The 26,133-nt window shown below is 50.4% G+C and carries 20 protein-coding genes and 1 tRNA gene; 6 read left to right on the top strand and 15 right to left on the bottom strand.

Features of this window, described 5'->3' with window-relative positions; all coding sequences use genetic code 11:
* Nucleotides 1-16 precede the first annotated feature (16 nt).
* The 8 genes from NT073_RS06145 to NT073_RS06110 all read right to left on the bottom strand — a co-directional run bounded on the left by NT073_RS06145 (nucleotide 17) and on the right by NT073_RS06110 (nucleotide 13,741).
* Complete coding sequence (locus NT073_RS06145) at nucleotides 17-2,278, bottom strand: c-type cytochrome (RefSeq protein WP_297370352.1); 2,262 nt, start codon at nucleotides 2,276-2,278, stop codon at nucleotides 17-19.
* Nucleotides 2,279-2,449: 171 nt separating this feature from the next.
* Nucleotides 2,450-4,819 carry a GH92 family glycosyl hydrolase gene (locus NT073_RS06140; protein ID WP_297370349.1) on the bottom strand — a complete coding sequence of 790 codons (2,370 nt, stop codon included), beginning with the start codon at nucleotides 4,817-4,819 and terminating at the stop codon, nucleotides 2,450-2,452.
* A gap of 64 nt (nucleotides 4,820-4,883) precedes the next feature.
* A complete protein-coding gene (locus tag NT073_RS06135) occupies nucleotides 4,884-7,478 on the bottom strand; it encodes a glycoside hydrolase family 95 protein (RefSeq protein WP_297370346.1) in 2,595 nt (864 codons plus the stop codon).
* Between the two features lie 37 nt (nucleotides 7,479-7,515).
* Entirely contained in the window at nucleotides 7,516-9,222 is a 1,707-nt protein-coding gene (locus tag NT073_RS06130; RefSeq protein ID WP_297370343.1) for a hypothetical protein, read from the bottom strand.
* Between the two features lie 266 nt (nucleotides 9,223-9,488).
* On the bottom strand, nucleotides 9,489-9,977 hold the full coding sequence (locus tag NT073_RS06125) for a GtrA family protein (RefSeq protein WP_297370341.1): 489 nt from the start codon (nucleotides 9,975-9,977) through the stop codon (nucleotides 9,489-9,491).
* A gap of 167 nt (nucleotides 9,978-10,144) precedes the next feature.
* Nucleotides 10,145-10,903, bottom strand: a complete 759-nt coding sequence (locus tag NT073_RS06120; protein WP_297370336.1) for a succinate dehydrogenase/fumarate reductase iron-sulfur subunit — start codon at nucleotides 10,901-10,903, stop codon at nucleotides 10,145-10,147.
* A 115-nt stretch (nucleotides 10,904-11,018) separates the two neighbouring features.
* Entirely contained in the window at nucleotides 11,019-12,956 is a 1,938-nt protein-coding gene (locus NT073_RS06115; RefSeq protein WP_297370333.1) for a fumarate reductase/succinate dehydrogenase flavoprotein subunit, read from the bottom strand.
* A gap of 89 nt (nucleotides 12,957-13,045) precedes the next feature.
* Entirely contained in the window at nucleotides 13,046-13,741 is a 696-nt protein-coding gene (locus NT073_RS06110; protein ID WP_012929489.1) for a succinate dehydrogenase cytochrome b subunit, read from the bottom strand.
* 372 nt (nucleotides 13,742-14,113) lie between these two features.
* On the opposite strand from NT073_RS06110, the gene fabD reads away from it, so the two are divergent.
* A complete protein-coding gene (fabD, locus tag NT073_RS06105; RefSeq protein ID WP_297370327.1) occupies nucleotides 14,114-14,989 on the top strand; it encodes an ACP S-malonyltransferase in 876 nt (291 codons plus the stop codon).
* A 125-nt stretch (nucleotides 14,990-15,114) separates the two neighbouring features.
* A tRNA-Gln gene (locus NT073_RS06100) sits at nucleotides 15,115-15,185 on the top strand.
* A gap of 148 nt (nucleotides 15,186-15,333) precedes the next feature.
* Here the strand turns inward: NT073_RS06100 and treF are convergent.
* The gene (gene treF / locus NT073_RS06095; protein ID WP_297370324.1) at nucleotides 15,334-16,941 is read right to left on the bottom strand and encodes an alpha,alpha-trehalase TreF; all 1,608 of its coding nucleotides are present in this window, start codon (nucleotides 16,939-16,941) and stop codon (nucleotides 15,334-15,336) included.
* Nucleotides 16,942-17,033: 92 nt separating this feature from the next.
* Here treF and NT073_RS06090 point away from each other — a divergent pair, with 92 nt between their 5' ends.
* Nucleotides 17,034-17,933, top strand: a complete 900-nt coding sequence (locus tag NT073_RS06090; RefSeq protein WP_297370321.1) for a hypothetical protein — start codon at nucleotides 17,034-17,036, stop codon at nucleotides 17,931-17,933.
* Between the two features lie 66 nt (nucleotides 17,934-17,999).
* Here NT073_RS06090 and NT073_RS06085 read toward each other — a convergent pair whose 3' ends face one another.
* A complete protein-coding gene (locus NT073_RS06085; protein ID WP_297370318.1) occupies nucleotides 18,000-18,476 on the bottom strand; it encodes a hypothetical protein in 477 nt (158 codons plus the stop codon).
* A gap of 156 nt (nucleotides 18,477-18,632) precedes the next feature.
* Nucleotides 18,633-19,040 carry an Hsp20/alpha crystallin family protein gene (locus NT073_RS06080; protein WP_297370315.1) on the bottom strand — a complete coding sequence of 136 codons (408 nt, stop codon included), beginning with the start codon at nucleotides 19,038-19,040 and terminating at the stop codon, nucleotides 18,633-18,635.
* Between the two features lie 283 nt (nucleotides 19,041-19,323).
* Here NT073_RS06080 and hemC point away from each other — a divergent pair, with 283 nt between their 5' ends.
* The 3 genes from hemC to NT073_RS06065 are packed head-to-tail and all read left to right on the top strand — an operon-like array spanning nucleotide 19,324 to nucleotide 22,001.
* Nucleotides 19,324-20,253, top strand: a complete 930-nt coding sequence (hemC, locus tag NT073_RS06075; protein ID WP_297370312.1) for a hydroxymethylbilane synthase — start codon at nucleotides 19,324-19,326, stop codon at nucleotides 20,251-20,253.
* Nucleotides 20,250-20,687 carry a GNAT family N-acetyltransferase gene (locus NT073_RS06070; protein WP_297370309.1) on the top strand — a complete coding sequence of 146 codons (438 nt, stop codon included), beginning with the start codon at nucleotides 20,250-20,252 and terminating at the stop codon, nucleotides 20,685-20,687. Before hemC ends, NT073_RS06070 begins: the two co-directional genes overlap by 4 nt.
* Nucleotides 20,688-20,744: 57 nt before the next feature.
* Entirely contained in the window at nucleotides 20,745-22,001 is a 1,257-nt protein-coding gene (locus NT073_RS06065; RefSeq protein WP_297370306.1) for an ABC transporter permease, read from the top strand.
* A gap of 98 nt (nucleotides 22,002-22,099) precedes the next feature.
* Here NT073_RS06065 and NT073_RS06060 read toward each other — a convergent pair whose 3' ends face one another.
* The 4 genes from NT073_RS06060 to NT073_RS06045 form a co-directional block, all read right to left on the bottom strand.
* A complete protein-coding gene (locus tag NT073_RS06060; RefSeq protein ID WP_012929499.1) occupies nucleotides 22,100-23,146 on the bottom strand; it encodes an adenylate/guanylate cyclase domain-containing protein in 1,047 nt (348 codons plus the stop codon).
* On the bottom strand, nucleotides 23,143-23,523 hold the full coding sequence (locus NT073_RS06055) for a response regulator (RefSeq protein WP_297370302.1): 381 nt from the start codon (nucleotides 23,521-23,523) through the stop codon (nucleotides 23,143-23,145). Before NT073_RS06055 ends, NT073_RS06060 begins: the two co-directional genes overlap by 4 nt.
* Nucleotides 23,524-23,590: 67 nt before the next feature.
* Nucleotides 23,591-24,646 (bottom strand): alpha/beta fold hydrolase, encoded by a 1,056-nt coding sequence (locus tag NT073_RS06050; protein ID WP_297370299.1) that lies wholly within the window; start codon nucleotides 24,644-24,646, stop codon nucleotides 23,591-23,593.
* Nucleotides 24,647-24,746: 100 nt separating this feature from the next.
* Entirely contained in the window at nucleotides 24,747-26,120 is a 1,374-nt protein-coding gene (locus NT073_RS06045; protein ID WP_297370296.1) for an ATP-binding protein, read from the bottom strand.
* Nucleotides 26,121-26,133 lie beyond the last annotated feature (13 nt).

The raw sequence follows: 26,133 nt of genomic DNA, 5'->3' as shown, positions 1-26,133 counted from the left end.
CATCGCCCTACGCTACTTACTTGTCAAAATCGTCTTCGAGCAATTGTTTCTCGGTCAAGACGCCACTCCCGGCGGGCTTTTTGTCTCTCATTTTCTTGACGTCGGCCGCCGAAATACGTTTCCCTTCCTTCGCAAGGGCATTTTGGGTATATTGAATAATATCGACAATGTCCTGGTCGCTGATGTCTTTATTGTTGAGCAGGGCGGGCATTTCGTTGTTCAACTGGTAGAGTTTACCATTCACATGAATTGGCCCGCTGACACCGTGGAGAATGATTGCTGCCAATCGTTTCATAGACCCGTCGATGTACTCAGAGCCTTTGAGGGGCGGTGCCAGATCCTGAATACCTTTACCGTCCGGACCATGACAGGTAGCACAAATAGTCCTGAACAGTTTTAAGCCTTTTGTTCGTGTATCCACCTCGTTCGTCTGAACCACGTAAATCGAGTTCATATCGTTTTTCTGCCGCCTGGCTATCGTAGCCGTTATGTTCTTCTTCAACAGATCGCTGGGGTGCATTGAGCTCAGATACTGTTCTTCCTGCCCGTCAAGTGCGCTGGTAATAGCCTCCTGGAAGATGGGTTTACTGACGTATTTCTTATCAATTTCGGCGAGAACAGGCAAAAACGTGCCCTCCGAAAGCTTACTCCACGTCCTCAATGACATAGCCAAATAGAGGTCTGTTGTTTCATCGTTTCGGGCCAGCAGTTGCGTACTCATTGCGTTCATCTTTCCTACCTGCTGTGGTGAGGCAAACCGCTCTAAAAGGCCCAGTGCATGAGCAACGGTTTCGGGTTGTTTTGATTGGTTAATGATGTCACTCAGCGTAGCAAACGAAAGTGCGTTAAGGCCTTCCAGTACGTAGAGGGCGTGAATAGCCGTTGAAAACGAGTTGTCGGCTTTGGCTAAGCGGGTTAACGGTCCCACCACCGAAAGGTCTTTCTTCTGGATTAGTAGTTGTTGAGCGCGGTCTCTCAACCAGCCATTTGGGCTACTCAGCGAAGCAATTAATTGAGTGGCTGTTGCCTTCGACAAATCCGGTATCGGATTGAGCTTCGCTGTGGTGCTGGTGATTTTCAGAATCCGCCCGGCATTTTGCAGCGTGTCCAGCTTTTTACCGGCAAGCTGCTCGGTCAGGTATTGCGAGATGTAGGCTTTATGCTGAATGATACCCCGGTGCATATCGACCACATACATAGCGCCATCGGGACCGTTGAACAGGTTCACTGGTCGGAAACCTTCGTCGGTAGATGCAATAAATTCTTTCCCTTCGGTTGCCTGACTGGCGGTTATTTTTGTGTTGTCGAAATGCAGAATATTGCGTTTGATCAGGTTGGCTTCGGGCACGCAGACGAACACATTTTGATTGTAAGCCTCCGGGAAAGCTCCTCCCCGATACACCAGTGGCCCACAGGCCGCCGTCACCTCTTTCAGAAACCCTTTTTCGTCGAGAACCCCCGGCTGGTAACCCCGGTTGACCGATGTTTGATGGAGGGGGTACACCCGATTGCTGGCCAGTCGCTGATGTTCTGCAATGGCGGGCTTGAAATACTTGTTCCGGATTACCTTGTTGGGCAGCACATAGTCGCCCTGCAAATTAGTGGAGTTGTTGTTGTAATAGAGTCGACCGAAATTGTCTCTTGTAATCCCCCACTGCCCCCGGTCGGTAGTAGGCTCTTTCACCCATTTGCCATTTTTCAACTGATACCTGAAGTTGTAATTAGCGTTATAAATCCAGTTATCGATGTTCATCATCAAGCCATTGGACGAATGCTCCACGTTTCCGCCTTCGGCATAAAGTGGATCAACCAGCGTTTTTTTACCGGGCTTGTCGTTTTTTATCTCGACGAACCAAAGTTTGGGACCATCTACGTACAACAGGCCACCATACACATGCGCCAGCGCTCTGGGCAGCACGAGTTTATCCAGAAATACCTTTGCGTGATCGGCCACGCCATTTTTGTCACGATCTTCGAGTATAGAAATCCGGCCCGTTGGCTCTTCCTCTCCTATCCCTTCCAGATTGGGCATGTAGCCAATCATTTCAACCACCCATATGCGGCCCTTATCGTCGAAATCCAGGCTAACGGGGGCTTTCAATAACGACTCGGAAGCAATTAGCTTTAGCTTGAAACCATCCTCTACGACATAGTTCTCAAGCGAAATTCGGGGCTCGTCAAAGGTAATTTTCTGAAACCCCACGATGAACGCCGAAAGCAGCAAAAGTGAGCTGATTAGTAATCTGAATGGTCTTTTGGTAGCCACGTCTATTGACATTTGAATGTATTGTTCGGGGGCCATGCCGATCACTGCACGTGATACAGAATGGCCGTTTTGAATAAGTTAGTAAAGGTAAGCGTAAGCACAATAGTAGCTCCGTTCCTTCGGTCAACATACGAATCGACTGTTTTGCTCCTTTGTTCAGGAACAGATGGTTACAGCCAATTCCTAATTAGAAGCCGACGACATTGACGCCGGTACCTGCTCCGGCTTTCCGCCCCAGGCCTTGTTCGGTTTGTCGCCCAGTTGAAGGGTTAGCTTGCCACCGTTGACGACCGTTTCGTGCAACATCCACGGTCTATTGAGGGGTTGACCGTTTAACGTAGCCGACTGAATATAAACGTTCTGAGCGGAGTTATTCTGCGCGTCGATCACAAATTGTTTGCCTTTATAATATTTCGGATTCAGCTTGATTGTGATCTTCCTGAAAATTGGACTGGTGATCTCGTAGAAGGGCTCGGGCGTAGTGCCGCCGTTGGTGGAAAACAGGCCTGTTTTGAGCAGCACCGACAGACTGCCCATAAGCCCCTGATCTTCGTCGCCACTGTAGCCGTAATCGGGCGAGATACCGCTATACACCTTTTCGACCACCTGCCGCGTCCAGTATTGGGTAAGCCAGGGTGAACCAGCATAGTTGAACAGAAAGGCCGTTTGCATACAGGGCTGGTTGCCATAGTTGATGTATATCCGGCGCCGGTCTTCTTCGGTCTCGCTGGCGTGGGTTTTTCCCGTCACAAAATCATGTTTCTGAGCCTTTTCAAAGGAGCTGTTAAGTTTACCGACAAATGCCTCCCGGCCACCCATAAGGTTAATCAGGCCCTGCACATCGTGGGGAACAAACCAAGTGTACTGAGCCGCATTGCCCTCTTCCCAGCCATTATCGTACCGCAGGATATCGACGGGTTCGGCCCAGTTGCCGTCCAGCGTCCGGTTCCACATCCAGCCGAGTTTGGGGTTCCAGATATTTTTATAAGTCTGCGCCCGCTTCATAAATAGACCGTAATCGTCGTTTTTACCGAGCTTTTGAGCCATCTGCGCCAAGGTGTAATCCTGATAGGCGTATTCGAGGGTTTGTGTCGAACCATCCTGATGAAAGCCGTATCGGGTGCTGCTTATTGGGTGTGGAATGTACCCCCGTTCCATGTAAAATTCGATACCTCCCCCCTTGAAGGTGTTGTGCTCGTAGCCTGCTTTGCTCATCAGGCCGCCGGGAAAATGATTCTTGCGCATGCCCTCATACGCCTTGGTCGTATCAAAACCCCGAATGCCTTTCAGGTATGCACTCACGATAAAGGGCGTCGACGAAGCACCCGTCATCACGAAGGTGTAGTTACCCCCCGCCGGACCGCGCGGAATGAGCCCGCCATCGTCGTACATGAGCAGCATGGAGTTGACGAACGACTCCGTCACTTCAGGATACATCAAGTGCCAGAGCGTGTTGAGCGACCATTGTGCGCCCCACATGGCATCGAAGTTATGGTGATTGAATTTGGGGTTGCCGTTGGCATCCAGCGGAATCTGTTTGATTCGGCGTTCGGGACCGGTCATGTCGCTGTACTTCCCGTTCACGTCGGAGATGATGCGTCGGCCCTGCAAGGCGTGCCAGAGGTCGGTGTAAAAACGACTGCGCTCGGTGTCGGTGCCGCCCTCGATAGCGATTCGGCTCAGCCAGTTGTTCCAGTCGGAGCGGCTGTCCTGCACCGTTTTTTCGAAATCCCAATGCGGCAGTTCGGTCTTGAGATTGATACGGGCCTGTTCTTCACTAACGTACGAAATAGCCACTTTCATCTTCCGCATCTCGCCCGCTTTGGTTTTGAAGCTAATGTAAGCGCCCGTCCGTTCGCCTTCGATCAGGCCATCAGGGGTTTCGAGAGCACCGTTTCGCCAGCCACGGAACGAGTCGAAGGGCTTGTCGAAAACAGCGACGAAGAAAACGGTCAGCGTTTTAGGTCGCCGGATAGTCGGAGCCATTACTGCGTAGCCTTCGATCTCCTGATTGCTGACCTTTCTGACATGCCCTTTCTGCGTATCCGACGGACCCAGGAATGTGGAAAAATCGAACAGAATATGGCTTTGCGCCGACGCCGGATAAGTGTATTTATGGAATCCCACGCGGGTGGTCGACGTCAGTTCAGCGGTAATGTTATAAGCATCGAGCACCACTTTATGGTAACCCGCTTTTACGATTTCTTTCTGATGAGAAAACCGCGAGCCATACTGATCTGAGCCCAAATGCCCTTTAAACGCCCCGGTTGTAGGCATGACCGGCACCCCCGACAACTGCCAGCCATGAATATGACTAAAGCACTTGATACTATCCAGATGATATCGGTAACCGGCACCCCAGTCGGCATTGACACCATTGTCCGGACTCAGGTTAACCATGCCGAATGGCCGGGTGGCCGAATTAAAGAAGAACCAGCGCGAATTAGCCGCATCGACCAGCGGATTGACCAGATCGACGGGTTGTTTCTGGGCGAAAACGCCTGATGTTAAGCTTAGCGTGGTAGTAACAGTCAGTATTAAAAGACGACGCATTATTAATTTATTCATGTTCCATTTCCAGAATTGCGTACAATAGATGGAGCACCCCACGACAGCGCTATCTGATTTCATAAACCCTTCCCTTCTCCGTCTTCATATCAACTATGAAACCCTTCACGACAGACATTTCTCCCAGCTTCGTTTTGTCTTTGATAATGGGTTTCCCCGCGTCGACAAAGCTAAAGAGCGGATTTGGATTTGCCGGGCTAAGTTCGGCAGAAAGGGCGGGTTGCACCATCATCCGGTCGTTTGTCTTGATTCGCAGGTTGCCGCCTAGCGCCGAATGCACGACAGCTTTGGTCAATTTACCCGCTTTCCATTCCATGTCGACAGTAAAGCCTCCGCGAGTTTTCAGGCCCTTCACGCGGCCCGTGTGCCAGTCTTTCGGCAGGGCTGGCAGCAAGTGAATTTCGCCCGCGTGACTTTGCACCAGCATCTCGGCAATGCCCGCTGTAGCGCCAAAATTACCATCGATCTGAAACGGGGGATGGGCGCAGAATAGATTGGGATACGTTCCCCCGCCCGACATATGCGTCTTCTCCGTCGTTATAAGTTTAAATAAATTGGTGAGTAGCCCTAACGCGTGGTCACCGTCCAGCAAACGAGCCCAGACGTTCACTTTCCAGCCCATCGACCAGCCCGTTGCGCCATCGCCCCGGCGTTCCATCACACGCCTGACTGCTGCGGTCAATTCGGGCGTTGTTTGTCCATTAATCTGGTTGCTGGGGTGCATGGCGTACAGATGGGAAAAATGACGGTGCTGCACATCGGCATCCTCAAAATCGTCCTGCCACTCCTGCAACTGACCATATTTGCCGATCTGATAAGGCAGCAACTGCGCCAGGTTCTGCCTGACCCCAGCGGTGAAACTATCGTCGATACCCAGCGTTTTACAAGCTTCCAGATAACGGGAGAACGATTCGCGAACAATGGCCATATCCATCGTTGGACCGGGACTGAACGTGGCCTGTTTCTTATCGTCGTACAGAAAATTCTGCTCGGGCGAATGGCCCACTGGTGTTACCAGATAGCCCTGCTCATTCTTCATCAGCCAGCCCTGATAGAACTGAACGGCCCCTTTCAACAATGGAAAAGCTTCGTTTTTAAGAAACGTTTTGTCGCCACTGAACAGGTATTTCTCCCAGAAATGGCTCGTCAGCCATCCGGCCGCCATGGGCCAGAAGGCACAGTTGCACAGATCGATGGGTTCGGCATGACGCCAGATGTCCATGTTATGGTGCGCCACCCAGCCATCGTTACCGTACATATTCCGGGCCGTCTCGTGTCCGTTAATAGCCAGTTCCTTAACGGCTTTGAAGAACGGCTCCTGACACTCCGATAGATTGGTAAGCTCGGCAGGCCAGTAATTCATCTGGGCGTTGATGTTAATGGTGTAGCCACCATTCCAGGGGGGCACCATCTGATCGTTCCAGATGCCCTGCAGGTTGAGCGGTTGGCCACCCGGCCTCGATCCGGCAATCATCAGATAGCGCCCATATTGAAAATACAGGTCCGCAAACGAAGGGTCTTTACCGTTCGAGAACAGGTCGACACGCTGGTCGGTGGGCAGTTGCGATTGACTGGTTTCGGCCGCTAGCTGAATAGCAACCCGGTCGAATAACCGTTTGTAATCAGCCAGATGGCTATTGTATAACTCGGCATAAGGCTTCCTTTCCAACCCCCTAAACCGCTGATCGAGAATAGATCTGGGGGCCACTCCTTCATAAGCCGGACTTTTATCGAAGCCATTATAACTCGTGGCCGCCGATAACACAAACACCACTTCCGACGCACCCTGAACCGTCAGCGAGTTTTTATCCTGCCGGATATGTCCGCCGGTGTTGATCGCTTTTACCCGTGTTTCAAACGCCATACCCAGACCGTTTATCGTCTGTTCGTACAGCATGTTTTCAACGCCCGGTTTCCGTTGGCCGTTCTTGTCGTACACTTCGGGGTATTTGTACTGGTCACCGGCTTTCTCAACCTGCTCGAAACTACGTCTCAGCCCAAAACCGGGCACTTTGCCCCGTACCGTCAGCGTGTTCCCCTGAACGGCATAGCGTGCGCTTGATTCATGGGGCGTCGATAAATGGAATGTACAATTGATTTTACCGGGGCCATTAGCCGTCAGTTTCACCACCATAACATGGTCGGGGTAACTAGCGAAATATGTCCGGGTGTAGGTTGTATTACCCGTTTTGTATTGCGTCGTGGCGGTTGCTGTCGCCAGATCGAGCTGACGTTTGTAGGCAGATACCGGCACGCTTCTATGGTCCATGTCAATCCAGAAATCGCTCATGGGCTGGTAGAGTTGGTGATTCCGGCCCAGCCATTCGCGAGCAATCAGCGCTTGCGCTTCCTGGTATTTTTTATCGGCCAATAGGGTGCTAACCTGCTTAAAGTCTTTCCGGACGTTGATTGTCCTAAAGGTACTGGCCGGGTCGCCCGTGTATAAAGTTCCTTCGTTGAGTTGCAGATGCTCTTTCGCCGGATCGCCGAACACCATGGCCCCCATGTAACCATTACCCAGCGGCAAAGCCTCAGGCCATACGGTTGCCGGTTTATTGTACCACAACGTCAAAGAAGGGCTCTGGCCAAAGGAATGAGCGATGGATATGAATAGAAAAAATGATAAACGAATTAAGCGATTCATGATAGTAGGGCAACATTAACTACTTGTATAACTCAAGCTACCCCAAAAACAGACTGTGCTTAAACGGTGTGTAGCCGGTCAGGTAAACCGTTGGCGCTTCTATTGCCGGAACAGCACCCCGCAGTTGTACCCCTTTGTGCTGTACTCTCCCCGGCCCAAACCGGATGATATCGGTACCAACGGCGTATGTACCCGCTTCGTCGGATAAGAGAAAGGCGTTGTCTTTTTTTGGGTGTTTGGTAACGCCCCCCAGCGTACCGCCCGGCCGGAAAATCAGTTCCAGTGCTACCGGAACGTTGTCTGTACCCGACAACTCGACGTCGATGCGGAGCCCGTTGTTAACTTCGGTAATCGTAACGGTGGCATCAAGTTTCTGGATTTCACTCTGGGGGCGGTCGGTTCTGGGCATTTTGTCCCAGTCGCCATTGGCGTCAATTTTATCGGTCGCTATGGGTTGATAGTACGGCCCCTCCATCGACTGGCGCATCACCCAAGCATTGCCCTGCTGTTCAATTTTGGCAGGTTGAAATTGCCCCTTGCCAAAGAACGATGCAGCTACCCGCATTCCCTGCAAAACGGCATTTCCTTTATGAAAGGTGAGCCAGGCCGCATTGTTCGATAGCAGTGTGGCATCCCACCCTTCCCGTCGAATGCGCACTACGCCCGAATATGGAAACGCTTTGGCGTAACTGGTCGGCAGCGGTTTGCTGGGAGGCAGTTCGTTCCAGAGCGTAGGGTCTTCGAGAAAATAATCGAGGTAACCGGCCAGTTGCTCTTTTGGGCATGTCTTTTCAATCAAGCGACACATGGCCGCCATCTCGCCGTTTTTGTCGAGCAACGCCATGTAGCGATAACAATAATAGTACCGCGACATATTGCCAATAGTACCTTTATCCTGCCGGTTAGAGCCCTCGGTCACCACTTCGCCATTAGGATGTACGTAGTAGAGTGTCATCATCAAATTCCGGCGGACAGACTCGAGCAACTCAGTTTTTTTTAAACCTCTGGCCATAATAATCAGCGACCGGTCGACGATGGGCGAATAGCTGTTGGTGCTCTTTTCGTTAAACTGCCCGTCGGGGTCGATGTCGATATGTTCTGCCAGCCATTGGTCGATTCGGCCTGTATAACGTGGATTTGGGAACAATTCATTTAACTTGGTCAGAGCTGCCGAGACGACCCAACGGTGGTTAGGTGTGTGAATCCCGCCTACAATCAGGGCGTCACCGGCCTTGGTCAGGAATGTTTTCAGCAGTCCGAGGGCGGTGTTGGTACCTTTGACATTCGATTCATTCAGGAATCTGTAGGCCGGAACGATGTTCTCCAGCACAAAGGCGGTGTCGGGTGTCGAGTGAAAATTAGTGTCGAGGTAATCGATGGTGCCGTCCGAATGCTGGAATTTGAGCATGCATCGAGCCGCAGCCTCAATCTCCCCCAGCAGTTTGGCCGACTGATAATAGCTCGATTCGGGCGTTGCGAACAGCATACCGGCTCTCATCAGAAACCCGCTGGTAGATTGTGGGTTCGGCATGTCGGCTTCATTTAGGTAGCCTCCGGCATACGGGCTGTTTGTATCTGTTACCTTTATGAGCCCGTAGTTAGGCAGTTGTCGGTCGTTGATGGCAATCCAGTCGAGCAGCCAGGCCGGTTTGCGCACTGTGGTGATGTAAATGTCGGCAAATCCGGTTAGCGGCAAAAGGCTGAGGGACGTTGCACTAATCGAAATAAAATTCCGTCTGTCCATATCAAAGCATCTGTGAATGGCAGTCCTACAATCGAGCAGGGCTTTATGATCCAGTATGTGGTAACCCTTATATATTCCCTCTGCCCCACCGCCAGCTAACGGATAAGCGTTCTGGCGGAACAGTACTCATCAGTCGACCCCAACTTATCAAAGAAAGGCCACAAGGATTTCTAACCCTCCCGGTCGGCTATCCGCAGGAAAGAGGGTGCTCAGGAAGAAAGGAAAAGTACTATCTGAAATCGGCCCGATGGCTGAACGATCCGACGCTATAAATTCAACAGTCGTTTTAGCCGTTCGTAGAAGCCTGTATTGTGAAAGGTGAAGGTCTTGTGCAAAATGTAATTACTCAGGAAGCTAACTCCCATGCCTGTCGTATGCGCCACCAGTTTATTGACATTTACCTGCTTGACGGAGAGCGGCATTACAACCGTAAGTATATCGAATTTACTGACCGAGTAGTCGTATAATAGAGACGATCCATATACGGTAATCAGACATGAAACGATGGAAACAAGGGTAAACTTGACAGCTTCCCGGCGGGTTTTGGTGGAGTTCTTTGCGTTGAAGGCAAAGAGTTTCGTTAGAAAGAAGCCAACGACAAAAGCAATGACATAACCTGCCAGCAACGCTTGCTCATAACTAAACGTAAACCAATCCTGAAATAAACTTCCGGCAACAAGTTGTAAGGAAGCGCCTATTGCGGCAACAATAAAATAAGCAAGGATATCCCTGCGGTTGAAAAGCTCACTCGCCATATTCCACTAATAAGTGGGCAAAGCTACGCGTCCTTTTCCTAAATAGCCTAAGTATCCGATTACTTATTTTAGAAATACAAGGTATATTTTCCAGGAAATAATGATACAACAAAAAATCCGGTACCCTTTGCAGGAGTACCGGATCAGTTTATTCGCAAGCCTATCGTCTAACCCTGAACGTTTTCCGACGATAGTTTTGCACCAAGGTATTCCCGGTTCATACGGGCAATGTGATCAAGAGAAATTGACTTCGGACATTCAACTGAGCACGCACCCGTAAACGAGCAGGCACCAAATCCTTCGGCGTCCATCTGCGCTACCATCCGCTCAGCCCGTTCCTTGTGCTCCGAATGCCCCTGTGGTAAAATAGCCAGTTGAGATACTTTTGCCGAAACAAACAGCATAGCCGACGCATTTTTACAGGCAGCAACGCAGGCACCACAACCAATACAGGCAGCGGCATCCATCGCTTCGTCGGCCACGGTACGCGGAATCAGGATTTCATTGGCATCACGTGCCGAGCCCGTATTCACCGATACATAACCACCCGACTGAATGATTCGGTCAAACGCCGATCGGTCGACCATCAAATCCTTGATGACCGGGAACGCCCGAGCGCGCCAGGGTTCAACCACGATAGTATCGCCATCGTTGAACGACCGCATGTGCAGTTGGCAGGTGGTTGCGCCGGTTTGTGGGCCGTGCGCCCGACCGTTAATGTACATGGAGCACATCCCGCAAATACCCTCGCGGCAGTCGTGGTCGAACGTAACGGGATCTTCGCCTTTCCGGGTTAGTGAATCGTTCAAAACGTCGAACATCTCCAGAAAAGACATATCTTCCGATACGTTATCCAGCTGGTAGTCAACCAGTTTACCAGCCGTATTATTATTTTTCTGTCTCCAGACTTTTAGGTTAATTTTCATGATTACAGTCAGTGAGTCAATAAGTTGGTAAGTCAGTAAGTCAGTAAGTGCTGACGTATGAATTGTTCCGGCGTCAGCCACTTACCGACTTACCGACTTACCGACTTACCAACTATTATTTATAACTCCGCTGTGTCAGTTTAACGTTCTCGAATTCGAGAATCTCTTTATTAAGCAGTTCGGGCTGATTTTCACCCTGGTACTCCCACGCAGCTACGTAAGCGAAGTTTTCATCGTCACGTAAGGCTTCACCATCGGGTGTCTGGTGTTCCTCCCGGAAGTGACCACCGCAGGACTCTTCGCGGTTCAGCGCATCGTCGACCATCAGTTCGCCCAGTTCAATGAAGTCGGCAACCCGAGCGGCCTGTTCTAACGCCTGGTTCATCTCTTCCGAATCACCCAGTACTTTTACGTTGGTCCAGAACTCTTTCTTCAACGCCTGAATCTTCTGCTTGGCCAGTTTCAGCCCTTCGGCCGTGCGTGACATACCGCAATACTCCCACATGATGTGACCGAGTTCCTTATGTAGGTCATCAACCGGACGCTCACCTTTGATAGACAGCAGTTGGTTCACCTGAGCGTGTACTTTCTGCTCGGCTTCCTTAAATGCTGGCGAATCAACGGGTATTTTATCAGCCGGCCCAATCGTTGCCAGATAGTCGCCAACGGTGTATGGAATTACGAAATATCCGTCTGCCAGTCCCTGCATCAGCGCCGAAGCACCAAGACGGTTAGCACCATGGTCGGAGAAGTTAGCCTCGCCGAGTGCGTACAGACCGGGAATAGTTGTCATCAAGTTGTAATCGACCCACAAACCGCCCATCGTGTAGTGAACAGCGGGGTAGATCATCATCGGCAGTTCGTACGGGTTCTCACCGGTGATCTTTTCGTACATCTCGAAAAGGTTACCGTATTTAGCCTCGATCGTTTTCCGTCCGTCGCGCTTGATAGCATCAGCGAAATCCAGATAAACGGCCAAACCGGTTTTACTCACACCCCGGCCTTCATCGCAAACGTATTTCGCATTACGCGAAGCCACGTCGCGGGGAACCAGGTTTCCGAAGGCCGGATAACGGCGCTCCAAGAAGTAATCGCGGGCGTCTTCGGCCAGATCTGTTGGCTTTATTTCGCCTTTCTGAATGCGTACTGCGTCTTCTTTCGACTTGGGTGCCCACACCCGGCCATCGTTCCGTAGCGACTCCGACATCAGCGTCAGCTTCGACTGGTAGTGGCCCGATACCGGAATACAGGTTGGGTGAATTTGGGTAAAGCAAGGGTTACCAAACAAAGCCCCTTTCTTGTGTGCCCGCCAAGCTGCGGTTACGTTGCTGCCCATCGCGTTTGTCGACAGGTAGAATACGTTGCCATAGCCACCTGTGCAAAGCAACACAGCATGCGCTGAATGTGATTCTATTTTACCGGTGATCAGGTTCCGGGTGATGATACCCCGTGCTTTACCGCCTTCAACCACGAGGTCGAGCATTTCGGTACGTGGGTACAATTTCACTTTCCCGTTGGCTACCTGACGGCTCAGCGCCGAATAGGCACCCAGCAGCAGTTGCTGACCTGTCTGGCCACGTGCGTAGAATGTACGCGACACCTGAGCACCACCGAATGAACGGTTGGCCAGTGTACCGCCGTACTCACGAGCGAAGGGAACGCCCTGCGCTACGCACTGATCAATAATGTTGACGCTAACTTCGGCTAACCGGTGTACGTTGGCTTCCCGTGCCCGATAATCGCCACCTTTAATTGTATCGTAGAACAGGCGGAACACGCTGTCGCCGTCGTTCTGGTAATTCTTGGCTGCGTTGATACCACCCTGAGCGGCAATGGAGTGCGCCCGACGTGGGCTATCCTGGAAACAGAACGCCTTAACGTTATAACCCAGTTCAGCCAGTGAAGCAGCCGCCGATGCGCCTGCCAGCCCTGTACCCACTACAATAATTTCGTATTTACGCTTGTTGGCCGGGTTGACCAGCTTCAGCGAAAACTTGTGCCGGGCCCATTTCTCGGCTAAAGGGCCTGCGGGGATTTTTGATTCCAGTTTCATTTGTCCAATTGTCAATGAGTGAATGAGTGATTGAGTGAATAGACCGTTTCCAGCTAAAGTAGCCTCTGTGTTATCCACCCATTAACTCATTAAATTATATGGTGAACCTGTAAAAACACATAAATTGGCATTGCTGCAAAAGCCAGCGGGATAATAATGGCGAAGAAGTACTTGCCAAGAGCTTCAATAAGGGGCGTGTATTTCTTATGCCGAACACCGAGCGACTGAAAGCCACTCTGAAACCCATGAGCCAGGTGATAGCCAAGAGCCCCCATACAAACAACATACAGGAGTACATACCACCACTCGCCAAAGGCTACCTGTACTACAGCGTATAAATTCTTGTACTGCTTGCCATCGTACTCAGCCATTGGGACCGAACCGAAGTGCATTTCGTACCAGAATGTACGCATGTGAATAATGATAAATAACAGGAGGATGGTTCCCAAAATACCCATATTCCGGGACGACCAGTCACTATTCGCTTCCGGCTTACTGTACGCATACTTAACGGGCCGCGATGCCTGGTTATGGCGTGTCAGCACGAAGGCCATCAGCGCGTGAACCAGAATCGAGGTGTAAAGCAAATAGGAAACGGTCATAATAACCGGATTGTGGGTCATGAAGTACGTATACTCATTGAAGGCCCTTCCGCCATCACCCTTGAACAGCTGGAGATTACCAGCCATATGTACAATCAGAAAAGTACTTAAAAACAGTCCCGTTAACGACATAATGACCTTGCGGCCGAGGGAGCTGGAGAGAGTTTGTGTTACCCAAGCCATACGGTGAACGACACGAAAATTTTAGTGGTAAACTATTGAAAAAAAGCCGCTTTAAACGGCGCATCAAAGCTAAAGCACAATCCCGATGGAAACAAGGTTAAGCGGTATTATCAGCCGTTTTATAACTTTATTTACAGTCGATATAAATTGCACTATCACGCTAATTTCTCAACAGTGTGTTATAAATGTTTGTTCGATTTGCTCCGGTTTTAATTAGGTAGCTATCAGAAGATAAATTCGTTGCTTCTGATAGGCGGCAGGGTTCCTAATAAACCAATGATAAACAGTGCATTAGTCCGGCAACATGGATTTATCTTTTGAACAACCATAATTATCCGGCTATTTTGCACCATCAGTTAGTTCATCTCTACTATGAAAGCATACGTATTTCCCGGTCAGGGCTCCCAGTTTCGAGGTATGGGCAAAGACCTCTATCAACAGTCCGATGCTGCCCGGCGGTTATTCGACCAGGCCAATGAGGTGTTGGGCTATAACCTGACCGATATTATGTTTGAAGGGACCGACGACGACCTCAAACAAACGATTTATACGCAGCCCGCCGTTTTCCTGCACGGTGTTGTTACGGCGCTCACCAGCGACTCCTTTGCCCCGGCTATGGTGGCGGGCCATTCACTGGGCGAGCTATCGGCCCTGACGGCGGCTGGTGTACTCTTGTTCGAAGACGGTCTACGACTGGCATCTGTTCGGGCAACGGCCATGCAACGGGCCTGCGAACTGGTCGAATCAACGATGGCGGCTGTGCTGGGTCTGGCCGATGAGGCCATTGAACGGGTATGCGCCGAAATCACTGAAGAAATTGTGGTACCGGCCAATTACAACTGTCCCGGTCAGGTGGTTATTTCCGGTAGTGTGGCGGGCATTAAACTGGCCGAAGAACGATTAAAAGCGGCTGGTGCCAAACGGGTGGTGCTGCTGCCGGTTGGTGGGGCGTTTCACTCGCCTTTTATGGAACCCGCGCGTACCGAATTTGCCGAAGCCGTTCAGAATATGCCGTTCACTGCTCCCCGCTGCCCGGTTTATCAGAACGTCAACGCGGAACCCACTACAGACCCCGACCAGATCAAAGCAAATCTGATTGCCCAATTAACGTCGCCGGTACGATGGACACAGTCCATTGAACGAATGGTGGCTGATGGCGCTACGGAGTTTTACGAGTGCGGACCGGGCAAAGTATTGCAGGGATTGATAAAAAAGATCAGTTCTGCCACGCCCGTTACCGGTATTTAAGAATTGATAGCCGCCTGAAAATCAATCGGAAGGCTATTTACTGGCACAAAAAAGCTATTTTTTTTGTGCCAGTACTTGTTTTTAACCCCTAAAATAAAGTACCTTTGCACTCGCAATTACAAAACAGTCCGATAGTATAAGGGTAGTACGACAGATTTTGGTTCTGTTTGTGGAGGTTCGAATCCTTCTCGGACTACAAGAAAAAGCCGCTTGATTCAGTTCAGGCGGCTTTTATTGTTTTCAGCACTTTTGCTTCTCAATAACTCATAGTCCAAGTTGCCGAGCGCGGGTGTCTGTCTCCAAAGATCAGCTCGATCATTATAATCAGACAATACAGTAGGCAATCATTTTTCGGTCAGCAGCGTTAGGAGCACCCCGTTTGTCCAGCCAAAGCCGTCCTGATTGGGGTATTCCCCTCCCTTGGCTGCGGCCGTACTAATAACATCGTACTTTTCCACCATTTTTCCGGAAGCTTTATACACCCGCAAGTTTTCATTGACCCAATTAGTCTTGACCTTGTTAGCCAGTTGTACCTGATTGTAATTACGAAGGCCCCGGATGGATAGCCACTGCAAGGGTGCCCAGCCGTTGGGTGCATCCCACTGCTCGCCGGTTCGGATAAGCGTCGTTGTCAGACCACCGGGTTTCAGGAACGATTTTTCCAGCGTAACAGCTACCGCCTGGGCCTGCGCGGGTGTTGCAATTCGAACAAAAAGGGGGTAAACAGCGGCAAGTGAGTACACCGTCGACAGTTTCTCCGCAACGAAATCGTAATCAAAAAAGAATTGATTTTTGGCGTTCCAGCAGTAGCGTAGGATAGCGTCGCGCCGTTGCTGCGCCAGGACGGTGTATTTTTTTGACTGCACTTTGTCGCCCTTCAGTCGGTAGCCTTCCGCGAGTGTTTGTTCTAAATTAACCAGAAGCGCATTTAAATCGACCGGAATGAAATCTGTTGTATGAATGGTCTTCAGGTTCTTTCCATCGCGAAACCACCGGCTGCTGAAATCCCAGCCTGACTCGGCCCCGGCTCGAATATGCTTGTAGAGTATGGCCGGGGTTTTGGTTCGTTTTGCCAGTTGAACATCCTCTCTATACGACTCCGGCCGTGGCGTAATTTTATCATCATAATATCGGTTCAGGTAAACTCCTTCTTCGAGCCGAACCACGCGCCGGTAAGCCGGGCGTTCTTCAGTCAGTTGTTCTCTGCCATCCATCCAGAAATTATACTCTTTCTGTAACTCGGGCAAGTAGCTGACAAGTACACGGCGGCCCTGTACTTCGCTGAGCAAGTTGACCATTAATGAAAAGAACGGTGGTTGCGACCGGCCTAAAAAATACGTCCGGTTTCCGTTGGGAATAAAGCCGAACGTTCGGATTAGATAGGCGAAGTTGTCGATCATGTTCCGGATCAGGGCCGTCTGGCCGGATGCTTTCAAGCCGAGCATGGTAAAATAGCTATCCCAATAGTAGATTTCACCAAAACGGCCACCCGGTACCACGTAAGGCTTGGGCAGGGAAACTAGTGAACCCGCTGGAGTACCCGCTTTAGTGCCGGTCGATGCCGGTCGGGTAAGTACGGGCCATAGATCAGTAATGTGCTCCTGGGCCGTTTGGCCTGCTTTGCTGGTATAGCCCGACGCCGGTTTGATGGGTAGGGTGAAATTCTGAGTAACAAACGTTTTCAGATCGAAGTCGCTTCGTTGCCGCGCACTTTCATAGTTCGCCAGAATGGTGGCTATTGGAAATTTGGGCGTGCAGTCAGCAAATGTTTTCGAATCTGGAAAAACAGCTTTTAATTGAACAGCTTCAAACAACGCCCCGAACTGTTCGTCAGGACCCGCCAGATTCAATGTCGTTGACTGGGGTTTCTCAAGAACTGCCTGACTCCAGGCGGGTGTCAGGCAAAGTAGAGAGAAGAGAAGGATGAATCTATTTGCCGGGGGTAATTTCATAGTATAGTCTTTGATGATAGACTGTATAAACCATTTCCTGCCAGTTCTGTTAGTAAAAGGAATTTCCCCTAACACCTGCGGGATGTCAATTGATGATAACGACAACGGCTTACATGTTGGGGATAATAAGGCGGATCGCCAGGGCTTCCGTCGTTATTCTGGAGTTTCTCCTTTTCAGCAATATCTACATAGCCATTTGCGCGGTAGTGATGTGCCAGACCACCGCCCGTTTATTTGGGCTACACCTACCGGAATCGCTCCTGCTGTTCACCTTTTTGGGGACGCTTGGCAGCTATTCGCTGCACTGGTTTTTGACGGATTCGTCCGTTGATTACTCCAGAAGGGGCCGCTGGAATCACCGGCACAAACCACTGCTGTTCGGTTTATTTGTGAGTGCCGCACTGGCGGGGCTTTGGCTGCTATCGTACCTGACAACGTATTTGATAGACCTTTTGCCCGTTGTTTTTCTGACGTTTATGTACTCAGCGCCTAAAATTAACTGGCAGTTGTTTCGCATGTTGCGCCGGATTGCGGTTATGAAGAGCCTGTACCTTACGTTTGTCTGGACTTATCTTACCGTGGCCATTCCTTTTATCATGGCTGCTCCTGCGCAACGACCAGGCTGGATACTGATGGGTATCTGGTTTCTGAATAGGTTTCTGCTCATCTACAGTATTGCGCTCTGGTTCGACTACCGCGATCGGGCCGTTGACCGTCAGTCGAGATGGCTCACGCTGGCATCAATGCTAACTGAGACGCAGGTACGCCGGTTCTTTTACGGTATTGTCCTTTTGTTCACATTAACCCTTTTAGCCTTATATCAGCAGGGGTTGTCGGGCGGGTATATCATCTGCCTGGGCATTCCCATGCTCCTGCTGGTCCTGCTGACCCGGCGTGTACAGACGAGCCCTTCAGATTACGTCTATTATCTCTACATTGACGGCTTGCTGATGCTGTCGGGTATACTGCTGGCGCTTGTTTCCAGTCAATGAGAGAGGTGGGTACTTTTCAGATCGATCTCCCAAATAAGCAGCCTCCTTCCTGTGTCAATATCTTATTTATCTGGCCTGACACTGTTTGATAGCTCCTTCGAATCGGTGTTGAATTTCCTGAACCAGCTGTTCATCCGACGTGCGCAGGTCGATTGACGTATGCCCTTCGTTGGCTTTAGAACGAATCTTTTTCGAAAAGATGCCAATTTTCATCTTCCCTTTCACCTGATCGCCGGGGATGTCGAGCAGCAGCGTATACGCTCCGCCCGTCGATGGTTTGTAGCTCACTTTGCGAATTTCTTTGAGCGGCCAGTTCATATCCATCTTAACCGTGATGCCTTCTTCTTTTGTATCGACTTTCATAGTCATCTGGCAGTCGTTGAAATCAAACTGTGGATTCACCGAATCGTCCGTATCGATCACCAGGCTATTGAGCTTTTCCTTGAGCCAGTTAGTGTCGGTTGTAAGCGTTTGGGCCTGAACCACTGAGGAGACAAAAATTCCCAGACCAAGAATGAATGATGTAAACGTATTGCGGAGCATAAACACGGGTTGAGTTGTTTTACTACTCAATATACACACAAGGCCGATACCAAAAAGTAGAAAAATCAAAAAGCCGCTTCCGTAGAAGCGGCTTTGAACTCATCTATAGGCTACAGGACCAATGTATATGTCCCGGACGGAAATGCAGGATATAGACTAAAAAAGATTCTTGATATCGATCCGGCGGTGCATATGCTCTTTGTCTTTAAAGGGCAGCATAACCATCACCTGACCATGTTCGTGGATAGCTTCAATTTGATCAGCGTCAACAAAAGGGGGTATATCCAGTACCCGCAAGAACATGGGCACAGCTAAACGCTGGTTGGTCCCATTGTCCAGCAATTGTCTTGAGGTGCTGACCAGCAATGTATAAAGAACGAGCTTATTGCCCTCGACAAGCACATTAAATGAGTTAGCACTCACACCGGCTGCGGCCAGGGTAATTACCAGGCGTTCATCTTCACGCTCAACATTCATGGTTGTTTGACTAGAACCACCGTAGAGCGTGTTTAGCAAGTCTATCTGACCGCCTGTTCCCTGAAACACATTTTCTATCGCTTTCATAGTGGATGTTGTTTACTGTCCAAGTATTACTTAATAGACAAAGGTCGTGCCTAATGGTTTAATCCCATTTATTTTAGCCAGTTTGTCAGCAAAATTGAGCAAAATTAGGGCAAATAATGCCGTTTTGGCACTGTACGAAACCATTTGGCTATTTATGTCCTTTTTTTGTGTGTAGAAGAATAGTGTTGCTTTTTGTGGTCTGTATGTGGTTGTCTTTCTACACCTTACCACAATTCCAATTACTATCTGAAAGCTGGTTTCCATAGCGTATCTTTGTTATATCATGCATATCCGAATTGGTACACGAAGCAGTCGCCTGGCCGTATGGCAGGCCGAACATATACAGGCATTACTCGAAAAAGGGGGCCTCACCTCAGAACTGGTCCTCATTGAAACCAAAGGTGATCTGGTCCTCGATCGCTCATTAGCCAAGATTGGCAGTAAAGGTGTTTTTACGCAGGAACTGGAAGATCAGCTTCGGTCAGGCACCATTGATATTGCCGTTCACAGCGCCAAAGATTTACCCTCCAACCTTCCCGCCGATCTGCATATACTTGCCTTCACCGAACGCGAACCCGCCAACGATGTTCTCGTTAGCCGTAATAAATCTCTTTCCCTGCAAGGGAATGAATCGTTTCGGATCGGCACCTCATCAACGCGCCGGGTAGCGATGCTTAAACATTATTGCCCGCAGTTGGCTACGGTCGATATGCGGGGCAACCTCCAGACCCGAATCCGTAAACTCGACGACGGCCATTGCGATGCCTTGCTGCTGGCCTACGCCGGTGTGCACCGTATGGGTTACGACGACCTGATTGTAGAACGCCTGCCACTGGATGAGTTTACCCCCGCCGTTGGGCAGGGTAGTATTGCCATTGAAGTAGCGACAGATGCCCTGAAAAGCGACGTAGCCGAAGCGATTACGCGCCTGATCGACCATGAGCCTACGGCAGCCTGCCTACGGGCCGAACGGGCTTTTCTGGCCCGGCTTGAGGGTGGATGCAGCATTCCATCCTTTGCACTGGCCCAATGGACAGACGATACAACCGTTAGCCTGACGGGCGGACTGGTAAGTCTGGATGGAAGTCAGCTCCTGCGCGAAACCTTTTCCGGCTCCGCACAGGAATCTCACCTACTGGGCCATTCACTGGCCGAAGCTATTCTGGCACGTGGGGGCGATACCCTGTTACTCGACATTCGCGCACAACTATGAGCCCTATGATTGCCCACTCGGATGACGATATCCGGCGCTGTCTACCCGCTATGCTGGCCCTCCGTGGTCATTTGACCCCCGAGCAAGCCTTCGAGCAAATTCGTTCTCAGCAAGCCAACGAACGCTTTGTGCTGGCCTTTATTCCGGCCGAAGACCCCGCCGAACCTGCGCCGGCCGTCGTGGGCTATCGTCTGATGAATTTTCTGTACTGCGGCAAAACGATTTATATCGACGACCTCTCTACCTTGCCAAGTGCGCGGGGAAAAGGGTACGCCAGCGCCCTGGTCGACTTTGTTGTTGATCAGGCCCGTCAATCAGGTTGTCAGTGTATATCCCTCGACTCAGGACAGAACCCGGCGCGGTACGACGCTCACCGATTATATCTGAACAAAGGATTCAATATCACCAGCCATCATTTCAAACTGGATTTGTAATATTACGCGGCCAAAAGGCCTTTCTTTGCAACCTTCGCGGTTAAATCCCGATAACAAATGAATCTGTTCCGAATTAGTTGGAGTAACCTGAAAGACAAACCCCTGAGCAGTTTTTTAAGCGGACTGCTCATGACGTTCGGTATTACGATTATTTCGTTGCTGCTGTTGCTGAATAAGCAATTGGATGATCAGTTTCGCAAAAACATAAAAGGGATCGACATGGTGCTTGGTGCTAAAGGAAGCCCGCTGCAGCTGATTCTGGCGAGCATCTACCAGATTGACTCGCCAACGGGTAACATTCCACTCGATGAAGCTGAACGACTGACCCGCAACCCGATGATCAAAACGGCGATTCCCCTGTCGATGGGCGATAATTACCAGTCATTTCGGATTGTAGGCACAAACAAAAAATACCTCGATCATTTTGGTGCCACCATTGCTCAGGGGAAGCTTTTTGACAAAGCACTGGAAACCGTTATCGGCCCACGCGTGGCCGCTGTTACTGGTTTAAAACTTGGCGATACGTTTTCCGGCTCACACGGCCTCGACAAAGACGGCGACGTACACGCCGACACCAAATATAAGGTTGTTGGTATCCTGAGCCCCACCAATACCGTTGCCGACCAGTTGATTGTTACGCCACTGTCCAGCGTTTGGGCCATTCACGAGCATCATGAGGAACACGAAGAGGGACACCATGACGAAGAAGCGCAGCCAGCCGGACCAACGATTGGCGGCCCGGCGGCCGATGCAGCAGAAGAACCTGGGGAGCCCCGGGAGATTACCAGTATGCTTATCAAGTTTCGGAACCCGCTGGGGATGATGCTGGCGCGGGGCATCAACAGCAACTCTAAACTTCAGGCGGCATTACCCAATATCGAAATAAACCGCCTGTTTTCACTGCTCGGTGTGGGGGTTGAAACGCTGCGGGGCCTGGCTATCGTCATTATGCTGATTTCCGGTATCAGCGTGTTTGTTTCGTTGTACAACTCGTTGAAAGAACGGCGCTACGAAATGGCCCTTATGCTGTCGATGGGCGCTACCCGTGCACAGCTTTTCGGTATGTTGCTTCTCGAAGGGCTGGTACTGGCACTAATCGGCTTCATCCTGGGCATCCTGCTTAGCCGCGTTGGCCTGTGGTTATTCTCCAGCAGTGTATCGTCTGAATACCATTATAATCTGGCCGCATTCGGCATTCTGCCCGAAGAATGGGTCTTACTCGGCGTCGCCATTCTGATTGGCCTGCTGGCGGCTGCCCTACCCGCTCTGGGCGTTTACCGCATGAACATCTCCAGAACGCTGGCCGAAGAATAGATAAAAATAGATAATGAAAAAAGAAGAATGGCTAATGAATAATGTGGCTGGCTGCTAAAGCAATCCATTATTCGTTAGCCATTCTTCTTTTTTCATTATCACCCCAGTACGTTGTAAACCACAACCGGGGCCGACTTATTCTTGAGGGTTACTTCACCGATGCGTTCGCAGGTGAAAGACTCCGCAATTTCCTGTTGTGCCGACTCGACAATCACGATCTGGCCCGCCTGGGCAATACTTTGCAAACGCTGGGCCATGTTGACAGCATCGCCGATAACCGTGTAATCTAATCGCCGAAGCGTAGCCGACCCAATGTTGCCCGACACCATCTCGCCGGTGTTGATACCGATAGATACCTGAGGATGGTAATTTGGGTGATTCGGCAGATTGTCTTCCAGAGCGGCAATCTGCCCGCGAACAGCAAGTGCGGCTTCAACGGCGCGGTCCAGGTGGTACTCACCCCTAAAAACGGCCATTATAGCGTCTCCCATGAATTTGTCGACGTGCCCGCCTTGGGAAATAATCTCCTTCACCATCACATCGAAATACCGATTGACAAGCCGCACGACAGTATCGGCTGATTCACGCTCCGAAATGGCGGTAAAGCCGCAGATGTCAATAAACAGGACGGTAGCCACAACGGTTTCGCTGGCCGAGATGGCGGTTTCAAATTCGGTCCGGCTCATGAACGTCAGTACCGACTCATCGACGTACATCCTGAGGATATTGTTCTCTTTTATGGCCTGGAGCGTTTGCCGCAACTGAGCTACGTACTCCATGGTCTTCTGCATGGTTAACTCCAGATCCTCGAAATTGACCGGTTTCGTCACAAAGTCAAACGCGCCCCGGTTCATGGCTGTCCGGATGTTATCCATATCGCCGTAAGCCGACACAATTACGGCTTTGAGCATCGGATTACTTTCGTGGAGTTTAACCAACAGCGTCAGGCCATCCATACCGGGCATGTTGATATCGGTCAACACCATATCGACATCGGGTTGCTCCGCCAGCATTTCCAACGCTTCTACGCCATCGTGGGCAAATACGAATTCGTACAGTTTTTCTCTAATCTGTCGTCGAAACTTCTGTTTTATCAATAACTCAAGATCTGTCTCGTCGTCGACCACCAGTATTTTGGCCTTCATGCTAAATCGTGAAGTTTTTGTTTGAGGACTGTAAAATCGAGTGGCTTCGTCAGAAAATCATTAGCACCCAGTTCAACAGCCTGCTGTTGCGAATCAGGATCACCATAAGCCGTGATCATCATGACAACGGGTGATGGCGGAGCCTGAAAATCTGTCCGGATATGCCGCAATAGTTCAAAACCACTCATACCGGGCATATTAATATCCGACAAAATCAGAATAACTTCCGATTGATGACCGGCAAGGTACTTAAGCGCTTCTTCGCCCGAATTAGCGAACGCTAGCTGAAACTCAGCATTGCGAATTTCCCGACGAAAACGCTGAAGAAAGAGGTCCTTTACGTCTAACTCATCGTCAACTACTAGAATTTTCATCATAAGGATGGGTATGACTCAAAGATAGATGATTTGGTGTATGCCCTGGCAGGTTTGTACAGGTTCCTTTTCAACGGACAGCAGCGGGCGGGGTCAGGTATCGGGCTAAAAACCGATAGATTTCCTCCCGCGAATCATGCGCCAGACGGGTGTCGAGCCGATTAAAACTGTGTCCACCCGGAGCATCCTGATATATTTTGTACTCAAATTTTTTGTCGTGGGCTTTCAGAGCGTTAATTAACGATTCGACCTCCAGCACGTTTACATCTTCGTCGTTCGTGTTGGTATGAATGAGAAGTGGTGTTTTTAGTTTCTGAGCATTCCAGACCGGAGACCGCCTACGGTATTCGGCCACATTGTCGGACGGATCTTTGCCAATATGCGTCGCTTCCGAAAAGATGGTCCGGTAACTCTGGGGCTTGTACCCGAGCCGGGCAATGATATCGGTTACGGGTACACCGGCATAGGCTACTTTATAATCCTCGGGATGGTCAAAAATATTCATCAGCGAAATCATACCGCCGTGGCTCCACCCTATAATACCCACCCGATCGGGGTCGACCTGTGCCATATTTTCAACGGCCCAGCGTTTTCCGGCCAGCACATCGTCATTTTCATAATCACCGTAGTCGATCTGCCGGTAAAACTCCCCGCCATAACCGGCGCTGCCTCTGTATTCGGGCGCGATAATCAGGTAGCCCTGGTCGAGCAGTTCCCTAACAACGTGGGCATACAATGTGCTGAAATCTCCGTGGATGCCATCGTGGACAAAGACGAGCAACGGCAGTTTTTTAGCCGATGCAAACTTCTTTGGAGTGAAGGTGTAGGCCGGAATCACAACCGGGTTGCTGGCTCCCTGCCCGGTTGGATTTTTGATCACATGGGGTGGTTTGCTGCCATACCGGACTTTGTCAATAACGGCAACATCGCCCAGCTTCTGGTACCAAAGCAGATCATCAATGATTTTAGTTACTCCCTGATTGGCATAGCGGAGGTTTTCTTCAAGCACACGAACCCGCTCGGTAAGGTCGGCAGGCGAAGCCGGAGCTGTGGCGGGGGGAGTACTTTGCGCATAGGCAGTGCAGTGAATGAGAAATAAAAAAAAGATAGTGTAAACGTTACGCATGGGTTGATGAATGATTGATGGGTTACTTGATTTCACGTCAGGGGTATGTATTCATCTTTAGCTCAAGGAGGTACTATTGGTATAAACGGTGCTTAATTTCTCAGCCGGGCAGTGTAACAATGAATTTAGATCCTTCTCCGGCTTTGCTTTCCACCTCCAGCGTACCGCCATGCCCTTTCGTGATGATTTCGTAAGCCAAGGATAGCCCGAGTCCTGTTCCTTCGCCCGTGGGCTTGGTAGTAAAAAACGGCTGAAAAATCTTCTGCTGTACATCCTCGGCAATGCCCGTCCCGTTATCCGCTACGGTGATGACTGCTTCGCTATTGGCACAGCGGGTGCTAACGATAACTGTTGGCTGGTAACCATGCGTCTTCTCCTGCTTCTGGCGTTGCTGAACAGCATAAAAAGCGTTTGTGAATAAGTTAAGCAACACCCGGCTGACGTCCTGCGGCACCAGGCTGATTAACCCCAGCGAGGGGTCCAGCTCAGTACTGAAAATTGCATTGAAGCTTTTATCCTTGGCACGCAAGCCGTGATAAGCCAGGCGGAGATACTCCTCGCAAAGCGCATTAACGTCCGTTGGCTCCCGCTGTCCGGCCCCAGCCCGTGAGTGCTGAAGCATGCCTTTTACAATGGACGAGGCCCGCCCGCCATGGTGATTTATTTTTTGTAGGTTCTGCTTTAGATCCGTCAGCAGTTCAGCTTCCAGCTCAGGGTCTCGCTCGGGTTTGGCTTGCTCTTCGGCCAGTTCGTCGATCAGTTCAATGCTGACTTCGGAGAAGTTATTGACGAAGTTGAGTGGGTTCTGAATTTCGTGAGCAATACCGGCGGTCAGTTCGCCCAGCGAGGCCATTTTCTCGCTTTGGATCAGTTGGGCCTGTGTTGCTTTCAGTTCTATGAGTGTCTGTTCCAGCTCTTCCTTTTGCAGAGTAATTTTGGCAGTTCGTTCGGCAACTAAGTATTCAAGCTCCTGCTTTTTCGCTTCAATAATACGCCGTTGTTCCGCTTCAATGGCGCGCTCCTGCTCAATTTTGACCAGTGCTTTCTTCTGCCGGTTGGCAATTACGAGGAACGTGCCAAGCCAGATGGCTGAAAAACCAATCGAACTGTCGAAAAAACCTTCGTTCGCCTGGTAGAACTTGGGGGCATAGTGTTCAAGATAACTACCGACCACCCATAGCAGTAAAAAAGGAGCTACGGCTAATATTACCGTGCGCGACGGTTGAAAATGTTTCAGCTGCCACAGCATGAAAACAAATACCAGGCTCATAGCGAGCGCAACCCAGCCATTCGACAAGTCGATGGAAAAGAGTGCCGAGAGGCCTAGTAGTACGCCAAAAATGACCCATATGCGTTTGAAAAACGGCTCCCAACCGGGCAAACGGGTTGGCAAGTCAAGAAAACGACGGGCGAATTGAAATGCCCCGGCAGCCAGCAGAATGGTTCCAATGCCCTCGGGTGATGACGTATTCATACTATGAGTCAGA

The organism is Spirosoma sp., from assembly GCF_026391055.1.
In the GTDB taxonomy this organism is placed as follows: domain Bacteria; phylum Bacteroidota; class Bacteroidia; order Cytophagales; family Spirosomataceae; genus Spirosoma.
The sequence above is the reverse complement of the archived record's forward strand: the minus strand, read 5'-3'. Positions and strand labels throughout refer to the sequence as shown.